This window comes from Kitasatospora sp. NPDC058965, assembly GCF_042741245.1.
Taxonomy (GTDB): domain Bacteria; phylum Actinomycetota; class Actinomycetes; order Streptomycetales; family Streptomycetaceae; genus Kitasatospora.
This window is the reverse complement of record NZ_JBHYKG010000397.1, coordinates 1-6,929: the sequence shown is the minus strand read 5'-3', so window position 1 is coordinate 6,929 and position 6,929 is coordinate 1. Positions and strand designations below refer to the sequence as shown.

The window sequence follows — 6,929 nt, the reverse complement described above, 5'->3', positions numbered from 1 at the left end:
CGTCGGCCAGCACGGTGACCCCCGGCCCGAGCAGGCCGATCGCCGCCCCGCCGAGCGGCGGCCCGATCGCGATGGAGCTCCAGTTCGTGGACTCGAAGCGCGCGTTGGCCACCAGCAGGTCGTCCGGCCGGACCAATGACTTGAGGAAGGCGCCGCCGGCCGCGTTGAACGCGATCTTGGCCGCGGCGACCACCGCCGAGACCGCGAGCAACTGGACGAAGCCGAGCCGGCCGAGGGCGTAGGCGAGCGGGATCGTCGCCATCGCCACGCACCGGACGACGTCCGCCACGATCATGACCGGCCGCTTGCGGCGGAACTCCACCCACGGCGCGAGCGGCACCGCGATCAGCGCGCCCACCGCCGGCCCCACCGCGGACAGCGCCGACACCTCCGCCGGGTGGGCGTGCAGCACCAGCACGGCGATCAGCGGCAGCGCCCCGAACCCCAGCCCGGAGCCGTACGCGCTCACCGCGTTCGCCGCCCACAACCAGCCGAACTGCCGGCCCAACGCTCTCCTGGCCACCATGCGCGGCGCGCCCCCTCGACACTCCGACCGAACAATCCGACGTTGACCGGTGAGAGCTAACCCGGCCGGACAACCACAGGTCAAACAACCATGGCGCCCGTACCGCACAACGATTCGTTGTTCAGTAGGGTGACCGACGTGGACCTCGAAGCAGTGCGCACCTTCGCCGCCACCGCGGCGGCCGGCCAGTTCCAGAAGGCCGCCGTCGACCTGGCGATCACCCAGCAAGCCGTCTCCAAGCGCATCGCCGCCCTGGAGCGCGACCTCGGCGTGCGCCTGTTCACCCGCACCCCGCGCGGCGCCGAGCTCACCATCGACGGGCAGGCGTTCCTCCCGCACGCGCGCGAGCTGCTGCGCGTCGCCGAGCGCGCCGCGGCCTCGGTGCACGCCGGTCGCCGGCCGCTGCGGGTCGACGTGATCAACTCGCGCGGCGCGGCCTCGGGCGTGATGCGCGCCTTCCACCGCGCGCACCCCGAGGTCGAGCTCGACGTGCTGATGCTGCTGGACATCGACGCGGCCGTCGCCGCCATCCGCTCCGGCACGCTCGACGTCTCGTTCCGCGCCGTCGCCGCGCCGGGCAAGCCCCTCCCCGAGGACATCGAGTCCGTCCGCGTCCTCGACGAACCGCTGCACCTCCTCACCGGCCCCGCCCACGCCCTGGCCGGCGCCTCCTCGGTGACCGTCGCCGAACTGGTCGGCCACCGGATCTGGATGCCCGGCATCGTCCCCGGCAGCGAGTGGGGCGCCTACTACGACGACCTGGTCGCCGAGTTCGGCCTCACCATCGAGGCCACCGGCCCCAACTTCGGCTCCGACGCCCTCCTCGACACCATCGCCGACACCCCGGCCCTGGCCACCTTCATGAGCGAGCAGACCCGCCTCGTCTGGCCCGCCACCCACGGCCTTCGCCGCATCCCGGTCACCGACCCGACCCCGGTCTACCCCCACTCCCTCCTCTGGCACCGGGACAACCCGCACCCCGCCCTGGCGAGCCTGCGCTCCCACCTCGCGGGGCTGGGAGGCGTACGGGCACCGGAGGGGACGTGGGTGCCGGGGTGGGTGGCACCGGCCCGGGGCTGACAGTCCGCCAGAGACGGTCTGCCGCGTGAGACCCCGCCGTCCGTTCCTGTCGCTGGTCAGCGGCACACTGCTCCCATGAGCGACACTCCGAACGCCACCCGCCACGGCGCCGAACCGTCCTGGGTCGGGTCCATGGGCGGTCCGCTGGTCGTCGTCCCCGTGTCCGCGGTGCACCGGTGGGACGGTTGCACCGAGGACGGGGTGATCGTCGGCGGCACGGATCAGCACGACGACTACGACCGGGCCTGCGCGGTCGACGACCTTGCAGGCGTGATCAGCCTGCGCGACGCCGGTCCCGTATCGGCCTTGGTGCTGGGCGACGAGCCCGCAAGCACCTGCTACCTGGCGGAACACCGGGCCTTCGTCCGCTGGCTCGCGGCCGACTCGGACACCGAGTTGCTCGCGGCCGCCGAGGCCGTGCTGAACGACTCGGCCACACCGTGGCAGGAGTGCGGCACTTGGGAGACCGACGGCCCTGCCGTGCTCATGGACTCCGCGGAGGCCGGCGGGGACCTCGGTGTGCCGTACCCCGACGGCAAGGGTCAGCCGGACGAGGCCCCGGTTCCCGTGCCCGCAGGTCGCTGGAGAGTCCGTGCGTTCCACCGGCGGGCCCGCGAGTCCGCCTCGGTCGGTGTGGTCCAGCTCCTCCCGGAAGCGGATCTCACCGAGGGGGCGTCATGAGCCGGATGAGTGACATCGACATGACGTTCGTGGAACTCCCCTCGCTCTCCGTGCTGGCTGCTTCCCTGGAGCGGACCGGCTGCACGGTCCTCGGCGGAGACCCCTTCTCGTACATGGAGGACTACGACTGGAAGGACGGTGATCCTGCGGACAGGGATGCAGTTCTTTCGGCGCTTTCGCATGCGCTGTCCCGCGGGACGACCGTCGGCTTCCATGTCTCCTGGCCGAAGGCGGATGCGTCGCTGATGATCTCTCCCGAGCACAGGCTGGTCTCTCTCAGCCCCCACACCGGCGGATCGCTGGAAGTGAGTGCGTTCGGGATCCCCAGGATGGGCTGGCTGTGGGACGTCCTGTTGACCTCGCTCGGTTCGCTGGGCGTCGTCTCCATGACTGCGCAAAGCGTTCCGTAGTCACGTTGTTCGCGGAACGCGCGGCGGCAGGCGGCCGGGCCGCCGCCCTGCCGGACGGCGCACTGCCTACGCCTGCCGCGCCGGAGTTCCCGCCGCCGCGATGAGGCGGTGGCCGAGCGGGGTGCAGCTGTGCCGCACCGCGCGGCCGGCGCGGGCCGTGGTGACCAGGCCGGCCCGGCGCAGGGCCCGTGCGTGTTCGGAGGCGCTGGCGGGCGAGATGCCCAGCTCGCGGGCGAGTTGACCGGTGGTGGGTTCCCGCAGGGTCAGGCGCAGCACGGCCGAGCGGGTGCGGCCGAGCAGGGCGGCCACCGGCTCGTCGGGGTCGGCGCCGGGGGCGGGCGCCCGCTCGGCGAGGTACAGGTGCGGCAGCGGGGTGAGCGCCGGGTAGAGCAGCAGCAGGGAGCCGTCCGGCAACGGACCGCACAGCGGCTCGCCGGTCCACTGCGCGGACGGCAGCAGCAGCACCCCGCCGCCCTCCAGCCGGACCTCCACCTGCTTGGCGACCGCGATCTCCAGGGTGCTGCCGAGCCAGCGGCTGCCCGGGTAGAGGCCGGCCAGCATCCCGCGCAGGCCCTGTTCGCGCTGCACCTGTCCGCGCCAGGCGAGGTCGGTGTCGAAGCCGGCCCGCAGCTGCGGCCATACCGGGTCGACCAGGGCGGTGTGGGCGGCGCGCAGGCTGCGCTCCAGCTGCTGCCAGGCCTGCCGGTCCTCGTGCGCCAGGCCGCGCAGCAGCGGGGTGACGGGCAGTCCGTTGCGGCAGATGCGGTCGAGTTCGCCGCGGACCGCGGTGCGGGTGGCGCGGCGCACCAGTTCCAGGCCGTCCTCCAGGCCGGCGCTGAGCGGGTCGAGGAAGAACGGGCCGGCGCCGGTCGCGGGGACCAGCTCGTTCAGCGGGGCGATCGCGCGCGCGGCCGGGGCGGCGAGCGAGCGGTGGCGGCGGGCGAACGCCGGGTCGGGGTCGCGCCTGCGCCGCATGGCGACGGCGAGTTCGAGCTCCAGCAGGGGCGCCGGACCGTCCGCGAACCGGGTGCCGAGCAGGTCCTCGGCCGTGAAGTGGATCCGCAGCACCACGCCCCGCCCCTCCGTGCGCACTCCGCACCCGCCCGGGCTTTCGGCTCCGGCCGAAACCTTCGCGCCGGGTGCCGCCGCAGTCCGACGATACCCAGTGCGGGGCCGCGGCGGCAGGGGGCCGCCGCGGCGACCGTTCGGTCCCGACCGACCTGCCTGGAGGCTTCGATGCACGTGCCCACGCCCCTCGCCCGACCGGCCGCGCTCGGCGCGGCGCTGGCGGCGGCCGCCCTGCTGGTGGCGGCCCCGGTCGCGCGGGCCGACGACGACGGTTGGCAGCCGTACCGCGGCACCGACTCCGACTACGCCGCGGGCACGCTCTGCCCGTTCCACCTGCACATCGCCGCGCTGGTCGACGGGGAGGAGACCAGGACCGTCTCGCGCCACCCCGACGGCTCGCCCGCGACGGTGCTGTGGCGCGGGCCGCTAATCCTGCGGTACACCAACGTCGACACCGGCGCGTCGGTCGACCGGGACCAGAGCGGCCGGGCGACCGAGTACCTGCGGACGGACGGCAGCGTGCTGTGGGACGTGCCGCGGAACTCGCACATCTCCGCCCGGATCCACCCGGGCAACCCGTACCACGCGGTCGGCGACTACCTGCTCAGCGGCGGCGCGGTGCTGCTGGTGCACCCGGACCACCAGGTCGAGGTGCTGGTCCAGCACCGGGTGGAGAACCTCTGCGCGACCCTCGCCTGACGGCGCGCCGGGTCCGCCCGTCACGGGGGGGCGGGCGGACCCGGCGGCCCCGAGGCCCTGACGCTCCCTCAGGGCACGATCACCAGCTTCCCGCGGGTGTGCCCGGTGCGGCTGGCGTCGAAGGCCTCGCCGGTGCGGTCCAGCGGGAAGGTCTGCGCCACCTCCACGGTCAGCGCGCCGCGCTCGGCGACCGCGGCCAGCTCGGCCAGCTTGGCGCCGTCCGGGCGGACCCAGATCCAGTGGCCGCCGTGCTGCTCCACCCGCGGGTCGGCGACCGAGACGTGGCGCCCGCCCTCGGCGAGGACGGCCAGCGTGGTCTCCAGTTGGCCGCCGACGAAGTCCGCCACCGCCGACACCCCGCCCGGTGCGAGCGCCCGCACCCGCTCCGTCAGGCCGTCCCCGTACGTCACGGGTTCGCCGCCCAGCCCGCTGACGAAGGCGTGGTTGCGCTCCGAGGCGGTGCCGATCACCCGGGCCCCGCGGTCGCGGCCGAGCTGCACCGCCAGGCTCCCCACGCCGCCGGCCGCGCCGTGCACCAGCAGCACGTCGTCCGGCCCCACGGCCAGCCGGTCCAGGCTGCGCAGCGCGGTCAGCCCGGCCAGCGGCAGGCCGGCCGCCTGGGCCCAGTCGAGTGCGGCGGGCTTGCGCGCCACCGCGGGGGCGTTGACGCTGACGTACTCGGCGAAGGTGCCGGCCTGCACCACGTCCTTGCGGGCGTAGGCCATCACCTCGTCGCCCGGCGCGAACTCGGGCGTGTCGGGGCCGGTGCGGACCACCACGCCGGCCACGTCCCAGCCGGGGACGACCGGGAAGGCCGTGTCCATCATCCCGTCCAGGCCGCCGGCCATGACCTTCCAGTCGACCGGGTTGACCGCCGCCGCGCGCACCTGGATCAGCACCTGACCGGGGCCCACCTTGGGGTCGGCCAGCTCGCCGTGGCGCAGCCGCGCGTTGTCCGGGGCGAAGGAGTCGTAGGTCACCGCGCGCATGAACGGACCTCCAGAGGGGTCGGCATCGTCGCCCGAAGCACCGCCTGCCGGTGCTGGGCACCACCGGCCACGCTATGCCGGGGGCCGACGGGCGGCACCCCTGGCGTTCCGTCAGGGCGAACGCGGGGCCGGCGACGGAGCCGCCCGGCCGATCGTCACTCTCCGTCACTACAGTGGTTCACCTGACGCCCACTCATGCCACACTTTCATCACAATGCGTTCCAGTGGCCCGGGAGTGGTCTAGACAGGCCATAGGGTCGGGACAGCTGTCGCGACGACCCCGGACGGCCCCGGGTACCAGGCCGCGCGCACGTGCACCGGTCACCAGCACGCGCGGTGGAACAGTCCCATGGCACACCTCCCGGGCCCGGCCCGAGACATCGCGGTCGTCCTCGGCACCCGCCCGGAGATCATCAAGCTCGCCCCGCTGATCCGCCGGCTCGGCGACCGGGCCCGGATCATCCACACCGGCCAGCACTACGACCCGTCACTCTCCGCAGCCTTCTTCGCCAACTTCGGCCTGCGCGAGCCCGACCTGCTGCTCGACGGCGCCACCGGCCGGTGGGGGCGCGGCGCCCAGATCGGCACGCTGACCAGCGACCTCGCCCGCGCCTTCACCGCCGCCCCGCCCGGGGCCGTGGTCGTCCAGGGCGACACCAACAGCACCTCGGCCGGCGCGCAGGCCGCCCACTACTGCGGCATCCCGGTGGTCCACGTCGAGGCGGGGCTGCGCTCCGGCGACCGGGCGATGCCCGAGGAGATCAACCGGCTGGTGGTCGGCGTGCTGGCCGACGTGCACTGCGCCGCCACCGACCGGGCCGCCGCCAACCTGCTCGCCACCGGCACCGATGCCGCCCGGATCCGGGTCACCGGGAACACCGTGGTCGAGGCCACCCTGATGTCGCTGCCCGACCCGGCGGAGCGCACCCGCCTGGCGTCGGAGCTCGGCGCGGCCGACGGCTTCGTGCTCGCCACCGTCCACCGGCCCGAGAACACCGACCGGCCGGAGCGGCTGGCCGCCCTGCTCTCCTCGCTGGCCGCGCTGGGCCGGCCCGTGCTGCTGCCGCTGCACCCGCGCACCCGCGCCAAGATCGAGGAGTTCGGGCTCGGCCACCTGCTCGCCGCGCTCACCGTCACCGACCCGGTCGACCACCCCACCTTCCTCGCGCTCGCCGACCGGGCCGCGCTGCTGGTCTCCGACTCCGGCGGGGTCCAGGAGGAGGCGACCGTGCTCAAGAAGCCGCTGCTGGTGGTGCGCACCAGCACCGAGCGGCCGGAGGCCGTGGACGCCGGGTTCAGCCTCCTGGTCGAGCCCGGCCCGGCCCTCACCGGGGCGGCCCGCGCCGCGCTGGACGACCCGGGGCTGCACCGGCGGCTGCGCGACACCCCGTCCCCGTACGGCGACGGCCGCGCCTCCGACCGGATCCACGACCTCGCGGTGGCCCTCGCCGACGACCTGCCCCTGCCGGGCACCGC

The 6,929-nt window shown here is 74.7% G+C and carries 8 protein-coding genes; 5 read left to right on the top strand and 3 right to left on the bottom strand.

The features are described 5' to 3' along the window. Positions 1-526 (bottom strand): MFS transporter (locus ACFW1A_RS36745; protein ID WP_380417303.1); only part of this gene is annotated, 526 nt, incomplete at its 3' end. Positions 527-664: 138 nt separating this feature from the next. Between ACFW1A_RS36745 and ACFW1A_RS36740 the strand changes: the two genes are divergently transcribed. From ACFW1A_RS36740 to ACFW1A_RS36730, 3 genes are all read left to right on the top strand, one after another. Then, entirely contained in the window at positions 665-1,606 is a 942-nt protein-coding gene (locus tag ACFW1A_RS36740; RefSeq protein ID WP_380417301.1) for a LysR family transcriptional regulator, read from the top strand. Positions 1,607-1,681: 75 nt separating this feature from the next. Beyond that, a complete protein-coding gene (locus ACFW1A_RS36735) occupies positions 1,682-2,287 on the top strand; it encodes an Imm21 family immunity protein (protein ID WP_380417298.1) in 606 nt (201 codons plus the stop codon). A gap of 5 nt (positions 2,288-2,292) precedes the next feature. Then, positions 2,293-2,697 (top strand): hypothetical protein, encoded by a 405-nt coding sequence (locus ACFW1A_RS36730; protein WP_380417295.1) that lies wholly within the window; start codon positions 2,293-2,295, stop codon positions 2,695-2,697. Between the two features lie 66 nt (positions 2,698-2,763). On the opposite strand, the gene ACFW1A_RS36725 is transcribed toward ACFW1A_RS36730, so the two are convergent. Further along, entirely contained in the window at positions 2,764-3,768 is a 1,005-nt protein-coding gene (locus ACFW1A_RS36725; RefSeq protein ID WP_380417293.1) for a helix-turn-helix domain-containing protein, read from the bottom strand. Between the two features lie 165 nt (positions 3,769-3,933). Here ACFW1A_RS36725 and ACFW1A_RS36720 point away from each other — a divergent pair, with 165 nt between their 5' ends. Next, a complete protein-coding gene (locus tag ACFW1A_RS36720) occupies positions 3,934-4,464 on the top strand; it encodes a hypothetical protein (RefSeq protein WP_380417291.1) in 531 nt (176 codons plus the stop codon). Positions 4,465-4,532: 68 nt separating this feature from the next. Here the strand turns inward: ACFW1A_RS36720 and ACFW1A_RS36715 are convergent, their stop codons facing one another. After that, complete coding sequence (locus ACFW1A_RS36715; protein WP_380417289.1) at positions 4,533-5,453, bottom strand: NADP-dependent oxidoreductase; 921 nt, start codon at positions 5,451-5,453, stop codon at positions 4,533-4,535. Between the two features lie 349 nt (positions 5,454-5,802). On the opposite strand from ACFW1A_RS36715, the gene wecB reads away from it, so the two are divergent. Continuing rightward, positions 5,803-6,929: non-hydrolyzing UDP-N-acetylglucosamine 2-epimerase (gene wecB, locus ACFW1A_RS36710; protein ID WP_380417287.1), on the top strand; the 1,127-nt coding region annotated here is incomplete at its 3' end.

What these genes read in the sequence shown, in the direction of transcription:
- ACFW1A_RS36715 (WP_380417289.1), bottom strand. Translation starts at nt 5,453, where the DNA reads ATGCGCGCGGTGACCTACGACTCCTTCGCCCCGGACAACGCGCGGCTG.
- ACFW1A_RS36735 (WP_380417298.1), top strand. Translation starts at nt 1,682, where the DNA reads ATGAGCGACACTCCGAACGCCACCCGCCACGGCGCCGAACCGTCCTGG.
- ACFW1A_RS36720 (WP_380417291.1), top strand. Translation starts at nt 3,934, where the DNA reads ATGCACGTGCCCACGCCCCTCGCCCGACCGGCCGCGCTCGGCGCGGCG.
- ACFW1A_RS36730 (WP_380417295.1), top strand. Translation starts at nt 2,293, where the DNA reads ATGAGTGACATCGACATGACGTTCGTGGAACTCCCCTCGCTCTCCGTG.